21 protein-coding genes and 1 tRNA gene are annotated in these 19,199 nt (G+C 54.8%); 17 read left to right on the forward strand and 5 right to left on the reverse strand.

The window, feature by feature from the left end:
- Window positions 1–23 precede the first annotated feature (23 nt).
- Window positions 24–236, reverse strand: a complete 213-nt coding sequence (locus IB245_RS02765; protein ID WP_008023978.1) for a hypothetical protein — start codon at window positions 234–236, stop codon at window positions 24–26.
- A 131-nt stretch (window positions 237–367) separates the two neighbouring features.
- On the opposite strand from IB245_RS02765, the gene IB245_RS02770 reads away from it, so the two are divergent.
- Both IB245_RS02770 and IB245_RS02775 read left to right on the forward strand, forming a co-directional pair.
- Window positions 368–673: a hypothetical protein gene (locus tag IB245_RS02770; protein ID WP_008023976.1), complete on the forward strand. Its 306-nt coding sequence runs from the start codon at window positions 368–370 to the stop codon at window positions 671–673.
- Between the two features lie 165 nt (window positions 674–838).
- Complete coding sequence (locus tag IB245_RS02775; RefSeq protein WP_008037562.1) at window positions 839–1,159, forward strand: I78 family peptidase inhibitor; 321 nt, start codon at window positions 839–841, stop codon at window positions 1,157–1,159.
- A gap of 72 nt (window positions 1,160–1,231) precedes the next feature.
- Here the strand turns inward: IB245_RS02775 and IB245_RS02780 are convergent, their stop codons facing one another.
- Together IB245_RS02780 and IB245_RS02785 are read right to left on the reverse strand one after the other, a co-directional pair.
- Window positions 1,232–1,444 (reverse strand): cold-shock protein, encoded by a 213-nt coding sequence (locus IB245_RS02780; RefSeq protein WP_003179963.1) that lies wholly within the window; start codon window positions 1,442–1,444, stop codon window positions 1,232–1,234.
- Window positions 1,445–1,736: 292 nt separating this feature from the next.
- Complete coding sequence (locus IB245_RS02785) at window positions 1,737–2,039, reverse strand: hypothetical protein (protein ID WP_192226388.1); 303 nt, start codon at window positions 2,037–2,039, stop codon at window positions 1,737–1,739.
- 373 nt (window positions 2,040–2,412) lie between these two features.
- On the opposite strand from IB245_RS02785, the gene thrS reads away from it, so the two are divergent.
- From thrS to IB245_RS02830, 9 genes are all read left to right on the forward strand, one after another.
- On the forward strand, window positions 2,413–4,335 hold the full coding sequence (gene thrS / locus IB245_RS02790) for a threonine--tRNA ligase (RefSeq protein WP_192226390.1): 1,923 nt from the start codon (window positions 2,413–2,415) through the stop codon (window positions 4,333–4,335).
- The gene (infC, locus tag IB245_RS02795; RefSeq protein ID WP_172435341.1) at window positions 4,335–4,886 is read left to right on the forward strand and encodes a translation initiation factor IF-3; all 552 of its coding nucleotides are present in this window, start codon (window positions 4,335–4,337) and stop codon (window positions 4,884–4,886) included. Before thrS ends, infC begins: the two co-directional genes overlap by 1 nt.
- Before the next feature lie 60 nt (window positions 4,887–4,946).
- On the forward strand, window positions 4,947–5,141 hold the full coding sequence (gene rpmI, locus IB245_RS02800) for a 50S ribosomal protein L35 (RefSeq protein WP_002553160.1): 195 nt from the start codon (window positions 4,947–4,949) through the stop codon (window positions 5,139–5,141).
- Window positions 5,142–5,169: 28 nt separating this feature from the next.
- On the forward strand, window positions 5,170–5,526 hold the full coding sequence (gene rplT / locus IB245_RS02805; protein WP_007905879.1) for a 50S ribosomal protein L20: 357 nt from the start codon (window positions 5,170–5,172) through the stop codon (window positions 5,524–5,526).
- Between the two features lie 109 nt (window positions 5,527–5,635).
- Window positions 5,636–6,652 (forward strand): phenylalanine--tRNA ligase subunit alpha, encoded by a 1,017-nt coding sequence (pheS, locus tag IB245_RS02810; protein WP_007905876.1) that lies wholly within the window; start codon window positions 5,636–5,638, stop codon window positions 6,650–6,652.
- Between the two features lie 26 nt (window positions 6,653–6,678).
- Window positions 6,679–9,060, forward strand: coding sequence for a phenylalanine--tRNA ligase subunit beta (pheT, locus tag IB245_RS02815; RefSeq protein ID WP_192226392.1), 2,382 nt, complete (start codon window positions 6,679–6,681; stop codon window positions 9,058–9,060).
- A 3-nt stretch (window positions 9,061–9,063) separates the two neighbouring features.
- Window positions 9,064–9,366 carry an integration host factor subunit alpha gene (ihfA, locus tag IB245_RS02820; protein WP_002553164.1) on the forward strand — a complete coding sequence of 101 codons (303 nt, stop codon included), beginning with the start codon at window positions 9,064–9,066 and terminating at the stop codon, window positions 9,364–9,366.
- The gene (locus IB245_RS02825) at window positions 9,347–9,703 is read left to right on the forward strand and encodes a MerR family transcriptional regulator (RefSeq protein ID WP_003179985.1); all 357 of its coding nucleotides are present in this window, start codon (window positions 9,347–9,349) and stop codon (window positions 9,701–9,703) included. The genes ihfA and IB245_RS02825 overlap by 20 nt, the downstream gene beginning before the upstream one ends.
- 89 nt (window positions 9,704–9,792) lie before the next feature.
- Window positions 9,793–9,869, forward strand: a tRNA-Pro gene (locus IB245_RS02830).
- A 686-nt stretch (window positions 9,870–10,555) separates the two neighbouring features.
- On the opposite strand, the gene pseH is transcribed toward IB245_RS02830, so the two are convergent.
- Complete coding sequence (gene pseH, locus IB245_RS02835; RefSeq protein WP_192226394.1) at window positions 10,556–11,110, reverse strand: UDP-4-amino-4,6-dideoxy-N-acetyl-beta-L-altrosamine N-acetyltransferase; 555 nt, start codon at window positions 11,108–11,110, stop codon at window positions 10,556–10,558.
- Window positions 11,111–11,286: 176 nt separating this feature from the next.
- Window positions 11,287–12,966: a methyl-accepting chemotaxis protein gene (locus tag IB245_RS02840; RefSeq protein ID WP_192226587.1), complete on the reverse strand. Its 1,680-nt coding sequence runs from the start codon at window positions 12,964–12,966 to the stop codon at window positions 11,287–11,289.
- A gap of 505 nt (window positions 12,967–13,471) precedes the next feature.
- Between IB245_RS02840 and IB245_RS02845 the strand changes: the two genes are divergently transcribed.
- The 6 genes from IB245_RS02845 to IB245_RS02870 all read left to right on the forward strand — a co-directional run bounded on the left by IB245_RS02845 (window position 13,472) and on the right by IB245_RS02870 (window position 19,188).
- On the forward strand, window positions 13,472–14,683 hold the full coding sequence (locus IB245_RS02845) for an MFS transporter (RefSeq protein WP_008037521.1): 1,212 nt from the start codon (window positions 13,472–13,474) through the stop codon (window positions 14,681–14,683).
- Window positions 14,684–14,744: 61 nt separating this feature from the next.
- Window positions 14,745–15,662 (forward strand): LysR family transcriptional regulator, encoded by a 918-nt coding sequence (locus IB245_RS02850; RefSeq protein WP_192226396.1) that lies wholly within the window; start codon window positions 14,745–14,747, stop codon window positions 15,660–15,662.
- A gap of 89 nt (window positions 15,663–15,751) precedes the next feature.
- The gene (locus IB245_RS02855; RefSeq protein WP_192226398.1) at window positions 15,752–16,396 is read left to right on the forward strand and encodes a DsbA family protein; all 645 of its coding nucleotides are present in this window, start codon (window positions 15,752–15,754) and stop codon (window positions 16,394–16,396) included.
- A gap of 67 nt (window positions 16,397–16,463) precedes the next feature.
- Window positions 16,464–17,183 (forward strand): TetR/AcrR family transcriptional regulator, encoded by a 720-nt coding sequence (locus IB245_RS02860; RefSeq protein ID WP_192226400.1) that lies wholly within the window; start codon window positions 16,464–16,466, stop codon window positions 17,181–17,183.
- Window positions 17,184–17,488: 305 nt separating this feature from the next.
- Complete coding sequence (locus IB245_RS02865; RefSeq protein WP_192226402.1) at window positions 17,489–17,971, forward strand: VOC family protein; 483 nt, start codon at window positions 17,489–17,491, stop codon at window positions 17,969–17,971.
- Entirely contained in the window at window positions 17,968–19,188 is a 1,221-nt protein-coding gene (locus IB245_RS02870) for an FAD binding domain-containing protein (RefSeq protein WP_192226404.1), read from the forward strand. The genes IB245_RS02865 and IB245_RS02870 overlap by 4 nt, the downstream gene beginning before the upstream one ends.
- The last annotated feature ends 11 nt before the right edge of the window (window positions 19,189–19,199 follow it).

Genomic DNA, 19,199 nt, shown 5'->3' on the forward strand with positions numbered 1-19,199 from the left:
CCCGCAGGTGCCAGCCTGCGGGGTTACTCCCTTTCGTTGTATTCAGCACCCTTGTAGTCGGCCGGGTACTTCTCGAATACCTGCGCGATGAAGGTTTGCGCCGCTTCAGTCCCCAGCTCCTTGACCAATAGATCGATACCAATGATTGCCAGCTCTTCCGGACTGCCCGGGCTGTAAGAGCTGTGGCCTTGCGGCCACTTGGCTTTGATGTCGGCGTCGATGCTTACGGTGGTCATGATGGCGCTCGTGAATTCGGGAAAGTCTGGGGGTGAGTTAAGCATTTTGCAGAGTGTTTGGCACTCCGACTTAGGCATGAGGGAAAGGCTATGCGACACTTGGGTTTTGATGATTTTTCAAGGACCGTGCTGTGCAGATTGATTTGAACTCTCCTGACGGCTTGACCCTTGAGGCGGTGCGCCAGCTGCTGGCCTCTGCCAGTGATGATGAGCACACCCAATTGCGGGTGACCAAGGGCGGCATCGCTTACATTTCATCGGGTGTCGTGGGCGGCACGGACATCGGCGGGCTGCTGTTTCGTCTGGAGACGTGGGCCAAGGGCTCGGGGTATGTGGGATTGGTCGCGGCCAGTGACGAGGTGTGGGTCATGCAGATCTTCAATGCGCTGAAAGAGAACTGGCCATCACCACCATTCGATTACATCGATATTTATTGAGTGCAGGTCATATTCAGTCACGATTGCGGGGTGAATGACCGGGAGTGCTCAGGCAAACTCGCCGCTTGTCCGGGTCGAGGGCAGGGCGCTGGCGCTGCCTGTGAAACCAAACGCCAGATTGGCGGTCGCACGATCTCAGCTTAACTATTGAAAAAAGGAGGCTTCATGCCTTGGAAGCTCGCGTCATTGGGTACTTTGTTGGCCGCTAGTCTGCTGGCAGGTTGCAGCAGCACATCTACCGAATCGGCAACAGACCCTGTCACGACGACGGATACCGGCCACAGTCGATGCGAAGCAAAGGCTGCCGAATTCACCATTGGCAAAAAGGCTTCGCCCGCGCTGCTGGAACAGGCGCGTGTTCGCGCAGGTGCGCAGAATGCCCGTATCCTCAAGCCTGACGATATGGTGACGCTGGAGTACCGCTCCGACCGCTTGAACCTGAACACCGATGCCAACCTGGTGATCACACGCATCAACTGCGGCTGATAGCGTCCGGCTTTTGCTTCACCCATAAAAAACCCCGTCACATGGACGGGGTTTTTTTAGTGCGCCAAGAAATTACTCTGGGCGAACTTGAGCAGCTTGCATACCCTTTTGGCCTTTCTCAGCCACGAAGGAAACAGTCTGGCCTTCTTTCAGGCTTTTGAAACCGTCGCTTTCGATAGCTTTGAAGTGTACGAACAGGTCGTCACCGCCACCTTGAGGAGTGATGAAGCCGAAGCCTTTTTCATCGTTGAACCATTTAACGGTGCCGGTTTGGCGATTAGACATGGTGTATCTCCAAGAAACATATATTTTCAGTAGTACTGTGCTGCTCAGGCCAACTGGGCACACCGGGGTATCATAGTCGAAATGTTCGCTTTGGGAGCCCCCCGGACGTGCTGTTTGCCCTACAGTCGCGCTTTCTTTGTTGCCTGATGTGGCTGAAAGCCCCGATTTAAAAGGCTTTCAGCCGAAAGTAAAGACGATAAAAAAACCTGTAAAACCTGCATAAATTGTCGAAAAAGGCGGTTTTCAGATGCCTTTTGCCGGCACCAAACCCTTTTTTGACGCCTTGTCGGGCTTATTTTTTCTGCGGATTATTGGCCTTGCACTTGGAAATCTGGGTCAGGGCCTGTTGTTTCAGGGCGTCACTGGCCTGGTTGTCCATCAACGACTGAATGTCGCTGGCCGGGTATGACTTGATTGCATCGGCACCACAAGCGCAGTGGGCTTTTGCAGCCGCAGCGCCGATCTGGGGGGTTGCCGCTTGAGTGCACTGAGCCATGTATTTCTCGCGCTCGCCCTTCGGCCAATCGGCATGGGCGGCCAACGGCAGCAACAGGACGATGGGGGCGACTACTGCGAACAAACGATTCAGACGCATGCTGGGATGCTCCTTGTGGGTCAATGTCTTGTTATCTGAGGGGTAAAGCGGGGTTCAAGTTCAGCACTCTGGCATAAAAAGGACTGATTTGCCCCAGCAGAAAACCTCGGCACCGCGACGACCGTTCATCTGTGCTAGCATGCCTGGCTCGGGTATTTGCAAGCTCCGCAGACCTTCAGTCACGGTGGCGGCAGATGTTCGAATAACCCTGATTTGAATCCCAGTCACTCTGGTTCGGTTTTCCGGTTGGCCGCAAGGCTCCTGCCGCTGTAAGGCAGGCGTTCGTCATTGAATGGCCTGGACCGGATCTTGTACTGGCTCATCCCAACCCACGTGACCTTTGGTAGGGGTCACCACTAGGAGAGGAGGCGCCATGCCAACTATTACTCTTCCCGACGGCAGTCAACGTTCATTCGATCACCCGGTTTCCGTAGCCGAGGTCGCCGCATCCATTGGTGCAGGTCTGGCCAAGGCCACCGTGGCCGGCAAGGTCGATGGCAAGCTGGTCGACGCCAGCGACATCATCAGCGCCGACGCTACGCTGCAAATCATTACGCCAAAGGATGAAGAGGGGCTGGAGATCATTCGCCACTCTTGCGCCCACCTGGTTGGCCATGCGGTCAAGCAGCTGTATCCGACCGCCAAAATGGTCATCGGCCCGGTCATCGACGAAGGCTTCTATTACGACATCGCCTTCGAGCGTCCTTTCACTCCGGACGACCTGGCCGCCATCGAACAGCGCATGCAACAGCTGATCGAAAAAGATTACGACGTGATCAAGAAAGTCACTCCGCGCGCCGAAGTGATCGAAGTGTTCAAGGCCCGTGGCGAAGACTACAAGCTGCGCCTGGTCGAGGATATGCCGAACGAACAGGCCATGGGCCTGTACTATCACGAAGAATACGTCGACATGTGCCGCGGTCCGCACGTGCCGAACACCCGCTTCCTGAAATCCTTCAAGCTGACCAAATTGTCCGGCGCCTACTGGCGTGGCGATGCCAAGAACGAGCAATTGCAGCGCGTCTACGGCACCGCATGGGCGGACAAGAAGCAGCTGGCGGCTTACATCCAGCGCATCGAAGAAGCTGAAAAGCGCGATCACCGCAAGATCGGCAAGCGCCTGGGCCTGTTCCACACCCAGGAAGAGTCGCCGGGCATGGTGTTCTGGCACCCGAACGGCTGGACGCTGTATCAGGTACTCGAGCAGTACATGCGCAAGGTTCAGCGCGACAACGGCTACCTGGAGATCAAGACTCCACAAGTCGTTGACCGCAGCCTGTGGGAGAAATCCGGGCACTGGGCCAACTACGCCGACAACATGTTCACTACTCAGTCGGAAAACCGCGACTACGCCATCAAGCCAATGAACTGCCCTTGCCACGTGCAAGTGTTCAACCAGGGCCTGAAAAGCTACCGCGAGTTGCCGATGCGCCTGGCCGAGTTCGGTGCCTGCCACCGTAACGAGCCATCGGGTGCGCTGCACGGCATCATGCGTGTACGTGCGTTCACTCAGGACGACGCCCACATCTTCTGCACCGAAGAGCAGATGCAGGCCGAATCCGCTGCGTTCATCAAGCTGACCATGGACGTCTACGCCGACTTCGGCTTCAAAGACGTCGAGATGAAGCTGTCCACTCGTCCGGAAAAACGCGTCGGTTCCGACGAGCTGTGGGACCGCGCCGAAGCTGCATTGGCTGCAGCCCTTGATAGTGCTGGCCTGCCGTACGATCTGCAGCCGGGCGAGGGTGCGTTCTACGGTCCGAAGATCGAGTTCTCGCTGAAAGATTGCCTTGGTCGCGTCTGGCAGTGTGGTACCCTGCAGCTCGATTTTAACCTGCCTGTCCGTCTGGGAGCCGAATACGTCTCCGAAGACAACAGTCGCAAGCATCCGGTGATGTTGCACCGGGCGATCCTCGGATCCTTCGAACGTTTCGTCGGAATCCTGATCGAGCACTACGAGGGTGCATTCCCTGCGTGGCTGGCTCCGACCCAGGCAGTGATCATGAACATCACTGACAAACAGGCCGAATTTGCCGCCGAGGTTGAAAAAACTCTCAACGAAAGCGGATTTCGTGCCAAGTCTGACTTGAGAAATGAAAAGATCGGCTTTAAAATCCGCGAGCATACTTTGCTCAAGGTTCCCTATCTCTTGGTTATCGGAGATCGGGAAGTCGAGATGCAGACTGTCGCTGTGCGTACTCGTGAAGGTGCTGACCTGGGCTCGATGCCCGTCGCCCAGTTCGCTGAGTTTCTCGCGCAAGCGGTTTCCCGGCGTGGTCGCCCAGATTCGGAGTAATTATTATTAAGCGTGAAATGAGACAAGATAAACGAGCTGCACCGAAAGCCCCGATCAACGAGAATATCTCGGCACGCGAGGTTCGGTTAATTGGGGCTGAAGGTGAACAGCTTGGGATTGTGTCAATTGAAGACGCGCTTCTTAAGGCTGAAGAGGCCAAGCTGGATTTGGTGGAGATTTCCGCCGATGCAGTACCCCCTGTTTGCAAACTGATGGACTACGGCAAATCGATCTTCGAGAAGAAGAAGCAGATTGCCGCGGCCAAGAAAAACCAGAAGCAGATTCAGGTTAAAGAAATCAAGTTTCGTCCAGGGACGGAGGAAGGGGATTACCAGGTAAAACTGCGCAACCTGGTACGTTTCCTGAGTGATGGGGACAGGGCCAAGGTATCCTTGCGATTCCGCGGCCGTGAGATGGCCCACCAGGAGCTGGGGATGGAACTCCTCAAGCGAGTTGAAGGTGACTTGCTCGAGTACGGTTCGGTCGAACAGCATCCTAAGATGGAAGGACGCCAGCTGATCATGGTCATCGCCCCGAAAAAGAAGAAGTAATCAACAGGGCACGGCAGGCCTTCTGATTATGTTTATCAACTGAATGCGGAGTATCCGAACATGCCAAAAATGAAAACGAAAAGTGGTGCTGCTAAGCGGTTTCTGAAAACTGCTAACGGTATCAAGCACAAGCACGCTTTCAAGAGCCACATCCTGACTAAAATGTCGACCAAGCGTAAGCGTCAACTGCGCGGTAGCAGCTTGCTGCATCCGTCTGACGTGGCAAAAGTCGAGCGCATGCTGCGCCTTCGTTAATTTTAGTCAAGAATAGAGGAAGTAACTCATGGCTCGTGTAAAGCGTGGCGTCATTGCCCGTAAACGTCACAAAAAAATTCTGAAACTTGCTAAAGGCTACTACGGCGCTCGCTCGCGCGTATTCCGTGTTGCCAAGCAAGCGGTAATCAAGGCAGGCCAATACGCCTACCGTGACCGTCGTCAGAAAAAACGTCAGTTCCGCGCTCTGTGGATCGCTCGTATCAACGCTGGTGCACGTATCAACGGTCTGTCCTACAGCCGTTTCATCGCCGGCCTGAAAAAAGCGTCCATCGAGATCGACCGTAAGGTTCTGGCTGATCTGGCAGTGAACGAAAAAGCGGCGTTTGCTGCGATTGTCGAGAAAGCTAAAGCCACCTTGGCTTAAGTACCCCCGACAGTCACCCGGCCTCACCTCTGTGGGGCCAGGTGTTAAACGTCATAAATAGGGGAAGAGCCTTCAAGCTCTTCCCCTATTTTGTATCTGGAGTCTGTACATGGAAAACCTGGATGCGCTCGTCTCTCAAGCACTAGAGGCTGTGCAAAGCGCTGAAGATATCAATGCCCTGGAGCAAATCCGGGTTCACTACCTTGGCAAAAAGGGCGAATTGACTCAGGTGATGAAGACCCTGGGGAATTTGCCGGCAGAAGAGCGTCCGCAAGTCGGCGCCCTGATCAACGTTGCCAAGGAGCGTGTCACAGAGGTTCTCAATGCCCGCAAGGCACTGTTTGAGGAGGCCGACCTGGCCGCCAAACTGTCTGCCGAGTCCATTGACGTGACCCTGCCTGGCCGTGGCCAGACCTCGGGTGGTCTGCATCCGGTTACTCGCACTCTGGAACGTATCGAACAGTTCTTCACCCACATCGGCTACGGCATCGCCGAAGGCCCTGAGGTCGAAGACGATTACCACAACTTCGAAGCGCTCAACATCCCAGGCCATCACCCGGCCCGGTCGATGCATGACACCTTCTATTTCAATGCCAACATGTTGTTGCGCACCCATACCTCGCCGGTACAGGTCCGCACCATGGAATCGAAACAGCCACCGATCCGCATCGTCTGCCCAGGCCGTGTGTACCGTAGCGACTCTGATATCACCCACTCGCCGATGTTCCACCAGGTCGAAGGCCTGCTGGTCGATCGCGATATCAACTTCGCCGACCTGAAAGGGACCATCGAAGAATTCCTGCGCGTGTTCTTCGAAAAAGAACTGGCCGTGCGTTTCCGTCCTTCGTACTTCCCGTTCACCGAGCCATCCGCTGAAGTCGACATGGAATGCGTGATGTGCAGCGGCAAAGGCTGCCGTGTCTGCAAACAGACTGGCTGGCTGGAAGTGATGGGCTGCGGCATGGTTCACCCGAACGTGCTGCGCATGTCCGGGATCGACCCGGAAGAGTTTTCGGGCTTTGCCTTCGGCATGGGCGTTGAGCGTCTGGCCATGCTGCGTTACGGCGTGAACGACTTGCGTCTGTTCTTCGACAACGACTTGCGGTTCCTCGCGCAATTTCGCTAGTCGTAACGAATTCTTAGGAGAGCAGGATGAAATTCAGTGAACAATGGCTGCGTGGCTGGGTTAGCCCGCAGGTAAGTCGCGACGAGCTGGTTGCCCGTCTGTCGATGGCCGGTCTTGAGGTCGATAGCGTTACGCCGGCCGCCGGTGAATTCAGCGGTGTGGTGGTGGGCGAGGTGCTGAGCACCGAGCAGCACCCGGACGCTGACAAGTTGCGTGTTTGCCAGGTCAGCAATGGCTCGGAGACTTTTCAGGTAGTGTGCGGTGCGCCAAACGTGCGTCCGGGCCTGAAGATTCCGTTCGCCATGATCGGTGCCGAACTGCCGGGCGACTTCAAAATCAAGAAAGCCAAGCTGCGTGGCGTTGAGTCCAACGGCATGCTGTGCTCGCAAGCTGAACTGCAAGTGGGCGAAGGCAACGATGGCCTGATGGAGTTGCCGGTCGATGCGCCGGTCGGTCAGGACATTCGTGAATACCTGAACCTGGATGACGCCAGCATCGAGGTCGACCTGACCCCGAACCGCGGCGACTGCCTGTCCCTGGCCGGTCTGGCCCGTGAAGTCGGCGCGCTGTACGCCGCTGAAGTCACCCGCCCGCTCGTGGCGACCGTTCCAGCCGTGCACGATGAAGTGCGTTCGGTTGAGGTGCTGGCCCCAGCCGCTTGCCCGCGTTACCTGGGTCGAGTGATCCGCAACGTCGACCTGTCCAAGCCTACGCCGCTGTGGATGGTCGAGCGCCTGCGTCGCGCCGATGTGCGCAGCATTGATGCGGCCGTCGACATCACTAACTACGTGATGCTGGAGCTGGGTCAACCGCTGCACGCATTCGATCTCGCTGAAATCAATGGCGGCATTCGCGTACGTATGGCCGAAGAAGGCGAGAAGTTGGTGCTGCTCGACGGTCAGGAAGTCAGCCTGCGTAGCGATACGCTGGTGATTGCCGACCACACCCGCGCCCTGGCAATCGCCGGCGTAATGGGTGGCGAGCACAGCGGTGTCAATACCGCGACCACTCGTGACATTTTCCTTGAAAGTGCGTTCTTCGATCAGATCGCCGTGGCTGGCAAGGCTCGTTCCTATGGCCTGCACACCGACGCCTCGCACCGCTACGAGCGTGGCGTGGACTGGCAACTGGCCCGTGAAGCCATGGAGCGCGCCACTGGCCTGCTGCTGGACATCACTGGCGGCGAAGCCGGCCCGATCATCGAGACCGTCAGCGAACAGCACCTGCCTTCGATTGCGCCGGTTACTCTGCGTGCGCAACGCATCACTCAGATGCTGGGTATGGAAATGGATTCGGCCGAAGTCGAGCGTCTGCTCAGCGGCTTGGGTCTGAAGATTTCTGCCGATGGGGCAGGGCAGTGGCGCGTTGAAGTGCCAAGCCACCGCTTCGACATCAGCCTCGAAGTCGACCTGATCGAAGAGCTGGCCCGTCTGTACGGTTACAACCGTCTGCCGGTTCGGTATCCGCAAGCCCGTCTGGCGCCGCAAGCCAAGGCTGAAGCGCGTAGCGATCTGCCTGAACTGCGTCGCCTGCTGGTGGCTCGCGGTTATCAGGAAGCGATCACCTACAGCTTCATCGATCCGAAACAATTCGAGTTGTTTAATCCGGGTGTCGAGCCGCTGCTGCTGGCTAACCCGATTTCCAACGACATGGCGGCCATGCGCTCGTCCCTGTGGCCTGGTCTGGTCAAGGCGCTTCAGCACAACCTGAACCGTCAACAGGATCGCGTGCGTCTGTTCGAAAGCGGTCTGCGTTTTGTCGGTCAGCTGGAAGGCTTGAAGCAAGAGCCGATGCTGGCGGGTGTCGTTTGCGGTACTCGTCTTCCGGAAGGCTGGGCGCAAGGCCGCGACGTCGTGGATTTCTTCGACGTGAAAGCTGACGTGGAAGCGGTTCTGGGCTTCGCCGGTGCACTGGATTCGTTCACGTTCGTACCGGGCAAACACCCTGCGTTGCACCCGGGTCAAACCGCACGCATCGAGCGCGAAGGCCGTTTGGTAGGTTTCGTTGGCGCAATCCACCCTGAATTGTCGAAAACCCTCGGTCTCGACCGTCCGGTCTTCGTTTTCGAGCTGGTTCTGGCCGAAGTGGCGTTGGGTAAAATGCCTAAATTCCAGGAGTTGTCGCGCTTTCCTGAAGTGCGTCGTGACCTTGCGCTGATCGCCGAAAAAGACGTCGCGGCCAGTGCTGTACTGGACGTAATCCGTGAAAATGCAGGGGAATGGCTGACGGACCTCAGGCTATTTGACGTGTATCAGGGTAAAGGCATTGATCCTGATAGAAAAAGCCTTGCAGTCGGCTTGACCTGGCAGCATCCATCGCGCACTCTTAATGACGATGAGGTGAATACCACGACGCAAAACATCCTCACCTCGCTCGAACAAAGGTTGAACGCCACGTTAAGGAAGTGACGTATGGGGGCTCTGACGAAAGCTGAAATGGCGGAACGTCTGTATGAAGAGCTGGGCCTGAATAAACGGGAGGCCAAGGAATTGGTCGAACTGTTTTTTGAAGAAATCAGGCACGCTCTTGAAGACAACGAACAAGTCAAATTGTCCGGTTTCGGCAATTTCGACCTTCGGGACAAACGCCAGCGGCCTGGCCGCAATCCGAAAACGGGTGAAGAAATCCCGATCACGGCTCGCCGTGTGGTCACCTTTCGTCCAGGGCAGAAGTTGAAGGCCCGAGTTGAGGCTTATGCTGGAACCAAGTCATAACGACGAGCTACCCGTCATCCCAGGCAAACGCTACTTCACCATTGGTGAAGTCAGCGAGCTGTGTGCGGTAAAACCGCACGTGCTGCGCTATTGGGAGCAGGAGTTTCCTCAACTCAACCCCGTCAAACGGCGCGGAAACCGCCGGTATTATCAGCGACAAGACGTGCTGATGATCCGGCAGATCCGCGCGCTTCTTTACGATCAAGGGTTCACCATCGGCGGCGCACGCTTGCGTTTGTCCGGCGATGAAGCCAAAGACGACACCACTCAATACAAACAGATGATTCGGCAGATGATCGCCGAATTGGAAGATGTGCTGGTGGTCCTCAAGAAATAAATTCATGCGTTTGAATACTTCCAGTTTTCAAAAGCTTGCGATATATTCTTGAGCGTTCTTCGAGATGAAGGACGAGTTTCACGCCTAGTCGGGGCGTAGCGCAGTCCGGTAGCGCACTAGCATGGGGTGCTAGGGGTCGAGTGTTCGAATCACTCCGTCCCGACCATATTCCCTGAGTAAAATCAGACACTTAAGCCGATCAGTTAGATCGGCTTTTTTGTGTCTGCGCAAAACTACCCGGTGATTTCGCTGATGTTCAGGTCCGGAATTTCCTCAGCCCAAACGACTCCCTCGTGGTCCCGCTGGTAGTTTTTGGTCATGCCCTCGTTCGCATGCCCCGCAATTTTCTGCCCATCCTTTCCGGTTTTCTTCTACAGGTGCAGTGACAGTGCTGCATTGGTTGCAGGGTTTGGCATGGCAATAGAATTCCTCGCCCGCCATTCACCGGCAGAATGTGAGTCGTAAGGTTTTGGCTTGCAGTCGGACGAATTCGGCAGGGACGCTGACGGTGGGTATCAGGGTATAGCTGATATACGAAGAAGGCCTGCTCGAATAAGGTCCAGTAGTTCGCCCTGCCAGCTGTTTCAGAGAAATGCTGAGTGGCCGCAACTGGTCAGGGTGGGCTTACTTCTTGGTCGCGGATCCTTGTAGCAGTACATGTAGGCGAACCAGGCGAGGGCGATCATGGCGAAACCTCGCGCCGAGCCCACTGCACATACGGGCCGTCTTCAGTGTCGAAATGCCGAGCAAGAACCACTCATATGCCGGAGGCATTTCGGGCTTCCATCCGAGGCAGTGAGCCTCACCATCAACCCAGTAAGGGTGGGCGTCCAAGTCGAACTCCCACGATTGTCATTCCTGCTTACGTAGACGCAAAATCAGCGGCTCAAGCGCGGGGCGCTTGTTTTTCCATTCTTCTTTGGTAATGCCGAGCAGTACCACGTCAATTCGGCTTCCGTTTTTCAGAATGTTCTTGCGTCTAACTCCTTCAAGTTCAAAGCCAAACTTCTGGTGCATTTTTATTACGGCAGAATTAGTTTCCAATACCTCGCAATTGAGCTTTTCCAGGCATGCGTCATTGAATGCATAGTCAAGCATCCAAAACTCTACAATGCTTCCTATGCCTTTTCCTTGATGTTCAGTGTCTAGATAGAACGCCCAATCGGCGGTTTGTTGAACTGCATTTATGGCGTTGAGTGAAACGACACCGATGGACTGCTCATTCCTCATGGCCACGAACACCGCTTGGCGCTTGTTTCCTTTCAAAGAACGCAACCAATCCTCGTGCTCCTCTTCGGTGATTTCGTGGGAGGTGTACATGTTATTTCGGACATCCTCCTGGTTTCGGAGAGTGCGCACATGTGCTTGAACAGAGGGGCTGGCGTCAACTAAAGGAATAAACTGCACCGGATTACCTCGCGGGGACCAGAAAACTTAAAAGGCTAACAGCTTCATAGAGAAAATACCTTTTCAAGCGACTTGGTTTGCAGAGTCACTCCGGAGCCGTCAGTACCGCAAGCGTCACTTTGGTGATTTTACAGAGGACCGCATCAAGTCCGATGACTTGATGCGGTGGTTCACTACTAGATCCGAAACTGGCTAATCAAACGACCTAGGCGATTACCTAACTCACTGAGACTTCTGGAGGTTAGTGCACCATCTTTGGCGTCCCCGGCGACCACATCAGCCGCCAGGGAGATGTGAGTCATACTACGGTTTACTTCCTCGGCCACAGCGGTCTGCTCTTCGGACGCGCTGGCGATCTGAGCGTTCATGTCGTTAATTGTATAAATCAGTTGGCTGATGGCATCCAGCGACAATCCCGCCTGGTTTGCCAATTCCCCTGTTGTTCGGCCTGTTTCGCTGGAGCGGCCCATCGTGATCATGGCATCTAGGGTGCCTTTTTGAAGCAGGCTGATCATCCCATGGATTTCCTGGGTACTCTTTTGCGTACGGCTGGCCAGGGCTCGAACTTCGTCGGCGACCACTGCAAAACCACGACCCGCATCGCCAGCCCTTGCTGCTTCAATGGCGGCGTTCAAAGCCAATAGATTGGTTTGCTCCGCAATAGAGCGAATGACGTCAACTACACCGGCAATCAACTGCACGTCCTTGTTCAAGCTGTCCAGAGACGAGCTACTTTGTCCTATTTCCTCAATCAACGAATGAATGCTTTCGATGCTTTTGTTGACGACATCTTTTGCCTGCCCACCAACGTCGCTGGTTTCTCGTGCTGCTTGCGAAGCACCTTGGGCACTGACGGAAACCTGATGCGCAGCCGTGGACATTTCATGAATGGCTGTCGCCACTTGATCAGTCTCTTGGCGCTGACGATCCATGGCCTGCTCTGAGCGCTGTGCCTGGGCCGACATATCTTCGACCAGTGCCGTCAGTTGCCCGGTCATCTCCACTATTTGACGCACAAGGTTATGAATTTTTTCCACAAACAAGTTGAACGAGTGAGCCAAATCGCCCAGCTCATCGTTGCTCGAAACTGGCAGGCGGTGTGTCAGGTCGCCATCTCCAGCGGCGATGTCGTCCAGGTTCTTCTTGATGGCCAGTAAAGGTTTCACAATGCTGTTTCCTAGCCAAATGCCAATCAGCGCCACAAGGAGCAGCACGCAAACGGCGAGGAAAAGGATATACGCGGTGTACTGGCCGATTCGCTCATAGCGCTCACTGGCGATGGCCTGTACCTGAACTTCAAGATCGTCCAGATTCACTTGCGTGCCCACGATCAAGTCCCACTTCTCCAGATAAACGGTGTAACCGAGCTTGGGCGTAGGTTTCGGGCTGACGGGGGTTTGCCAGTCGTACCGGAAAAAATGTGTACCCGTCTTGGCCGCTTCAACCAGCCCTCGAATCACATACACGCCGTTGGCATCTTTGCTATCAACAAAGCTCTTGCCGATATCGGTGTTCAGGTTGGCGGAGAACACTCGAACAGACGAAGAGTCATAGCCGTAAAAATAGTTTTGTTTAGCAAAACTCAGCGTTCGCAGAATCTTCACAGCCTGATCCCGAGCGTCGGAATCCCCATTTTTGGAAGCGTCGTATATCGGCTGAATCGACGCTTGGGCAATTTCCATATAGTGCTTCAGTGAAGTTTTTCGCTCATTGATCAAGAGGTCGCGCGTCTGCTCAACCTCCTCGGATGCCAGCTTTTGCAAAACCCAAAAAGTAATGCCGCTGATCACTGCAGCCAGCAAAAGGCCAGGGATGATCGTCAGAAGGATGACTTTGCTACGAAGACTTAGCGTCACGATGAGTTTCGCCTCACTCAAGAGATTTTATTTTTATCCACCCATTTTTATCTCGGCCAAGGCTGGCTCGACGACGCATAAAAGGAGGGAAGCTTTTGGGGGGGGAGCGGTTGAGCCTGGAGAGATTTAAGACCTTCTTTTGTTAAAAACACTATTAATGATCGATCGATCAATAGTAGTCTACGCTCAGCTCAAACGGCTTGTCGATGGCCGGTGAGGACGATGGCTGAGTCACCTTCAAGCCAGGTGCTGATATTGGAGATGAGCAGGCGCGATGCAGAAAGGTGTTTGCCGGCAATGAGGTATCTCGCTCAATTGCGCGCCATTGACTCAAGAGGGGACGTTGACTACGCCGCGCATCTTTTGCGCAGGACGCAACGTCACGTTGCGTCCTGCCCATATTCTCTCGAGGGGGAGTGCCGCCTATTTTGTTGACCTGACAAACAGTAAAGCGAGTGACCTTTCATTGGAAAGTCACCGCTGTCGAACTTCAGGAGTCTATGGCATGGGCGTTTCTACAAGTGGTACAGCAACGACGATACAAAAAGCTTCAATGACCAGAGGGCTGGTGCTTCTGTTTGCGTTTTGTTGCGGTGCCATCGTGGCCAACATCTATTACGCACAACCGATCATCAGCTTGATTGCCCCGGATATCGGTATGTCGAGTGGCCACGCGAGCCTTATTGTTTCGCTGACTCAGATTGGTTATGCCCTCGGATTGTTTTTCCTGGTGCCTTTGGCGGACCTGGTCGAAAACCGCCGACTGATGATAGCGACGATCGTGATTACGATCTTCAGTCTGGTCGCCGCTGGTTTAGCCAGGCAGCCGAGCGTATTTCTTGTCGTATCGGCACTCATCGGTTTCAGCTCGGTCTCCGTGCAAATGCTTATTCCATTGGCCGCGCATCTGGCACCGGAAGAGTCTCGCGGCCGAGTGGTTGGCGGGATCATGGGAGGCTTGCTGCTGGGGATTTTGCTTGCGCGGCCGCTGTCGAGCCTGATTGCTGATCATTTGGGCTGGCGGGCAGTGTTTATCGGGGCTGCTGCCTTGATGCTCATCATCTCCATAGTGATCGGCATGACCATGCCCAAATGGCAGCCAGCCCATCGTGCGTCGTATGGTCAACTGCTGATGTCCCTTGGACAACTGTTTTGCCGCGAACCCGTATTACGTCAGCGAGCGCTTTATCAAGGGCTGATGTTTGCATCGTTCAGTTTGTTCTGGACCGCCGTACCGCTGGTGTTGAGTCGTGAGTTCGGCCTCACGCAAAGTCAGATTGCGATGTTTTCTCTGGTCGGCGCCATCGGTGCAGTCGCTGCACCTATCAGTGGTCGACTCGCTGATGCAGGGCACACTCGACGAGCCTCACAGTTGGCCATGGTGCTGGGCGTGGTGAGTTTCCTTCCCGCCTTCATTAATCCCTTTTACGGTGTGATTGGTTTGGCGGTCACCGGTGTTGCTCTGGACTTTGCTGTGCAGATGAACATGGTGCTTGGCCAACGAGCCGTCTACGCCTTGGGCACCGCCAACAGAGGCCGCCTGAATGCGTTGTACATGATCAGTATCTTCGTTGGCGGTGCAATCGGTTCCTCGGTGGCCAGTTCGCTTTATGAACATGCCAGCTGGTTGGCGATTGCAGCGGTGGGAAGCGCCTTGTCGCTGGTCGCTCTGATCGCCTTCTCGATTGTTTCTCGTCGAGCCGGGCAGGTTCACTGAGTCGATCGGTCTCTGGAACGCGCAATGCCCAAGATGAGAACGGGGATAGTCGAGGAGTGTCATGGACAAGTTGCTCGCATTGAAAATGTTCGTCCAGGCTGTGGATTCGAAGGGCTTTTCTTCTGCCGCTCGACAGTTGGGCCTGGCGACGTCTTCCGTGACCCGGATGATCGACGGGCTTGAGGCTGAGCTGGGCGCTGTCCTGCTTAACCGTTCCACGCGGCAAATCTCATTGTCAGATGCCGGGGCCGCCTACTACTTGAAAGCGCGGGAGGTGTTGAACGCTGTAGCCGAAGCGGATGCCTCGGTCACTGACCGTGGGGAAGTCCCCGCAGGGCATCTTCGTATTTCCGTACCTGTGGCACTGGGACGTCGTCTGATTGCGCCGCATATCGCCGCGCTTTTGAAGCGTTACCCGCAACTCGTGTTGGACATGACGCTTTCTGACGACATTGTTGAGTTGTTGGGGGAGCGCGTCGATCTATCGATCCGGTTGGGCTCCGCAGCAGCAATGGACGGTGTAGTCAGTCGTCCTGTCGGTCATTTTAGCCGTAGGGTGGTTGCCAGTTCCGAGTACCGGAATGCGCATGGTTTCCCCGAACATCCTATGGACCTCATGCAGCACGAGTGTATGCGCTTTAGTTATGGCCAAAAGCAACAGGTTTGGAGTTTCTTAAAGTCCGGTGAGAAGACTCGAGTACCTATTGAAGGCCGCTTTAAAAGCAACAATGCGGAGGTTTTGCGCGAGGTTGCGCTGGCGGGCGGAGGGGTGGCTCTTTTACCTGATTGGCTCGTCAACGATGATATCGGTAGCGGTCACCTGACGTCATTGTTCGAGTCTTTTGTTGTCAATCCGAACGACGCGAGTTCGGTTATCTCTGCGCTGTATCTTCCCAATCATCGCGGCTCCAGGCGCGTCAATGCATTTATCGATTTCATCAGCGAGTTGCTCGGGCCTGAGGGCTTGCCAGTGAGCTGATCTCGTGACCGTTGATTAATTTAAAGCGTTGGATTTTGACGTAATGGACCACTTTCGCTGTGTAGATACAGCAGATCCGGGAGGCTTGAATGAGCGCCGCAACATTGCATTACGTGTACGACCCGTTCTGTGGCTGGTGCTATGGAGCGGCACCAATGATCACGGCGGCCACCACGATTCCTGGCCTGGAAATTCAGGCTCATGGTGTAGGCATGTTATCGGGAGACAAAAGCAAGTTTGTGTCGGGTGAATGGCGCGATTTTGTTCGTCCCCACGAAGCTCGGATTACCGCGTTCAGCAAACAAACCTTCGCAGACGCTTACGTCCAGGGCGTACTCGACCATGAAAGCGTTTACCTGGACTCTTCACCGCCCATTGCAGCCATGATGACGGCTCAACAGCTGTCAGGACGCGGCATTGAAATGCTCAAACGCTTGCAAGTCGCGTACTACCAGGAGGGACGGGCCATTGCTGACCGTGGGGTGATTGCCGACATTGCCGGCGAGCTTGGCTTTGAATCAGATAGGTTTATGGCGGCTTTTGATTCGGTCACCGCAGACTCATTGCAGGATCATCTTGAGCGCAGCAACGGGATGCTGGAAGCCCTGAATGCGCGTGGCTTTCCAGCATTTGCGCTGGAAATCGATGGTGAGATGGAAGTGTTGGCCATGGGGCATTATTTAAGTCGACCCACATTGTTCAAGACGGATATTGAAAGCCGCCTGGCCAAATAGGTGTGGTTCATAGCCAGCACATTCTTTTGTTTTGTATGATGCCTGAATGAAGCTCTAGTGAGGCGTTATGCAAGACTCAAAAAATGTGGACGAGAACGAGCCAGGCAAGTCAAAGGACTCCGCAAGCCTCGTCAAATCGACGACTCGACGCCTTTCGCCAGAGGTCAGGGAAAAGCAGATTGTGCAGAAAGCCATCGAGCATTTTGCGACGTGCGGATTCTCGGGGAGCACCCGTGAGCTTGCGCGACAACTTGATGTTACCCAGCCTTTACTCTATCGATATTTCCCTAGCAAAGAGGCGCTGATAGATCGCGTGTACGACGAGGTGTACCAGTGGGATACCTCGTGGGAAGCGATGATCAAGGATCGCTCGGAACCCCTTCAGTCTCGTCTGGTTCGTTTCTATACCTCATATGCAGGGGTGATTCTGCGGCGGGAATGGATTCGTATCTTCGTTTTCGCCGGGCTGACACGTGAAGGTATCAACGATCGGTATCTCGCCAAATTGCGTGAGCGAGTCTTCATTCCTGTCATCGCAGAGATTCGCCATGCTCATGGATTGGCACCCTCCTCAGGCGAAACGATCAATGACAAAGAGCTGGAATTGATCTGGAGTTTGCATGCCAGCATTTTCTATATTGGCGTGCGCAAATGGATTTACGATCTTCCAGTAACGGAGGACATTGATGCGCTGATCGAGCAGATGGTCGATGCATTCCTTAACGGCAGTCCCCATGTATTGCAACAAGTCGATAACGACCTCGGCGAGAAGCCTAGCTTGAATTGATCGGCTTCAATTTGAGTTGGTTTTTCTGCGTTACCCGTCCGCTGATCTTTTGCTTTGCCTCTCTTTTTTGTCGACCACTCATCACCTGTTTCAGTCTTCAGCTGATCAGGTGGTAGGGGCCGTACGCATGTCATTTTGCCCTGAAAAGCCCTTTCCCAACGCTTGAAACCCGCTTCCCTTTTGCGTCGCCATGACGTGGTCCAGGCCAGTCCTCAAAAATTTGCCCCATCGGCTATTTACTTCAATTTCGTCAGGACGTATTGTTTATCGAGTGATAAATAAATACAAAAAACGTTGGAGGCACCATGCAAGTCCTGAAGCTCGCTCATTACTCGATCCGGTCGTTCGACCTGGAGAAGTCCAGCCGATTTTATGAAAGGGTGCTCGGTTTTACCCCTGGCTATCGGCCGCCGTTCGATTTTCCTGGCGTTTGGTTGTACATGGGAGGAGATGAGGAGGACTTTGGCACGGTCCACATTATCGGGATTGACCCCTCCAACCCCGAAGGTCTGAAGAACTACCTCGGCGATAAAGAAATCCCGCTGACAGGCACTGGAACCGTTGACCACATTGCCTTTCTGGTAACTGGCCTGGTTGCATTCTGGAACGTCTTCAAAGCCGAAGGCATTGCCTGGCGTGATCGCACCGTTCCGAGCCTCGGCCTGCATCAGGTTTTCATCGAAGATCCGTCAGGTGTCACCATCGAGCTCAATTTTCCAGCCTCCGAGATTGAAGCTGTTGGTTCTTATGCCTCCCATGTAGCTGCCACTGTGGGAGAGCGGCCATGATCAATACGTTGAATAAACCCCGCGCTATTGTCGTGGGCGGTTCGCTGGGTGGTCTGTTTGCAGCAAATATGCTGTTACGCAAAGGTTGGGATGTTGAGGTTTTCGAGCGTGTTCCGGATGAACTCGCTGGACGAGGCGCCGGGATCGTTACACACCCTGAATTGTTCGAGGCGATGGCCGCTGCGGGAATTCCCCTCGATGCATCTGTCGGTATCAATGTGCTTTCGCGTGTCACGTTGGCCCAGGATGGCGATGTGGTACTTGAAAACGCGCTCCCTCAGACGTTGACCGCGTGGGGGAAAATGTACCAGGTTCTTCGCGCCGCATTTCCGGACTCCCTGTACCGCTGCGGTGGTAGCGTCATCTCGGTTGAAAGCACTGACACGCATGCCAGCGTCACGTTGGCCGATGGCACAACTCATCAAGCGGACGTCATTATTGCCGCTGATGGATTTCGGTCGACAATCCGCCAGCATTTTTTACCTGACGTACACCTGCAATACGCTGGATATATCGCATGGCGTGGGTTAGTCGATGAAAGTGCTCTATCGGATTCTGCCCACGCAGCGCTATTCGATAAATTCGCTTTTTGTTTGCCGCCACACGAGCAGATCCTGGGGTATCCAGTTGCCGGGCACTCCAACAGCACCCTTGTAGGCGAACGCCGTTATAACTTCGTGTGGTACCGCACCAGTGACGACGACGATTTGCGCGATTTGTTGAGGGACGAAAGCGGGAAACAATTTGAAGGTGGAATTCCTCCGGCGCTGATACGCCGTGATGTGCTCGACACTATGTACCAGTCCGCAGAGGCATTACTTGCCCCGCAGTTCGCCGAAGTTGTAAAGAAAGCCGCGCAACCGTTATTCCAGCCAATTTACGACCTGGAAGTACCAAAGATGAATTTCGGGCGTGTCGCTTTGCTCGGCGACGCGGCATTTGTGGCGCGTCCCCATTGCGGAATGGGTGTTACCAAGGCCGCCGGTGACGCGTTGGCAATCGTCGAAGCACTTGAGCGACATGCATCCGTTGAAGAGGCACTGGCGGACTATAGCGAGCAACGCTGTCGTTTCGGGGCGTCGATTGTTCAGCATGCCAGGCATTTGGGTGCGTATATGCAGGCGCAACTGAAAAGCGAGGAAGAGCGCGAAATGGCTGAGTTGTACCGGACCCCCGAAGCCGTAATGCGCGAGACAGCGGTGCCCGTGAAGTTTTAATTCAGCCAAAA

Origin of the sequence: Pseudomonas sp. PDM02 (assembly GCF_014852285.1) — a bacterium.
Classification (GTDB): domain Bacteria; phylum Pseudomonadota; class Gammaproteobacteria; order Pseudomonadales; family Pseudomonadaceae; genus Aquipseudomonas; species Aquipseudomonas migulae.

Bases quoted from the DNA above. Each gene is read 5' to 3' on its own strand.
- rpmI (WP_002553160.1), top strand. From the start codon at position 4,947: ATGCCAAAAATGAAAACGAAAAGTGGTGCTGCTAAGCGGTTTCTGAAA.
- IB245_RS02865 (WP_192226402.1), top strand. From the start codon at position 17,489: ATGCAAGTCCTGAAGCTCGCTCATTACTCGATCCGGTCGTTCGACCTG.
- IB245_RS02825 (WP_003179985.1), top strand. From the start codon at position 9,347: ATGCTGGAACCAAGTCATAACGACGAGCTACCCGTCATCCCAGGCAAA.
- IB245_RS02765 (WP_008023978.1), bottom strand. From the start codon at position 236: ATGACCACCGTAAGCATCGACGCCGACATCAAAGCCAAGTGGCCGCAA.
- pheS (WP_007905876.1), top strand. From the start codon at position 5,636: ATGGAAAACCTGGATGCGCTCGTCTCTCAAGCACTAGAGGCTGTGCAA.
- IB245_RS02870 (WP_192226404.1), top strand. From the start codon at position 17,968: ATGATCAATACGTTGAATAAACCCCGCGCTATTGTCGTGGGCGGTTCG.
- IB245_RS02780 (WP_003179963.1), bottom strand. From the start codon at position 1,444: ATGTCTAATCGCCAAACCGGCACCGTTAAATGGTTCAACGATGAAAAA.
- IB245_RS02785 (WP_192226388.1), bottom strand. From the start codon at position 2,039: ATGCGTCTGAATCGTTTGTTCGCAGTAGTCGCCCCCATCGTCCTGTTG.
- pheT (WP_192226392.1), top strand. From the start codon at position 6,679: ATGAAATTCAGTGAACAATGGCTGCGTGGCTGGGTTAGCCCGCAGGTA.
- IB245_RS02845 (WP_008037521.1), top strand. From the start codon at position 13,472: ATGGGCGTTTCTACAAGTGGTACAGCAACGACGATACAAAAAGCTTCA.
- rplT (WP_007905879.1), top strand. From the start codon at position 5,170: ATGGCTCGTGTAAAGCGTGGCGTCATTGCCCGTAAACGTCACAAAAAA.
- IB245_RS02850 (WP_192226396.1), top strand. From the start codon at position 14,745: ATGGACAAGTTGCTCGCATTGAAAATGTTCGTCCAGGCTGTGGATTCG.
- IB245_RS02855 (WP_192226398.1), top strand. From the start codon at position 15,752: ATGAGCGCCGCAACATTGCATTACGTGTACGACCCGTTCTGTGGCTGG.
- IB245_RS02775 (WP_008037562.1), top strand. From the start codon at position 839: ATGCCTTGGAAGCTCGCGTCATTGGGTACTTTGTTGGCCGCTAGTCTG.
- thrS (WP_192226390.1), top strand. From the start codon at position 2,413: ATGCCAACTATTACTCTTCCCGACGGCAGTCAACGTTCATTCGATCAC.
- IB245_RS02860 (WP_192226400.1), top strand. From the start codon at position 16,464: ATGCAAGACTCAAAAAATGTGGACGAGAACGAGCCAGGCAAGTCAAAG.
- ihfA (WP_002553164.1), top strand. From the start codon at position 9,064: ATGGGGGCTCTGACGAAAGCTGAAATGGCGGAACGTCTGTATGAAGAG.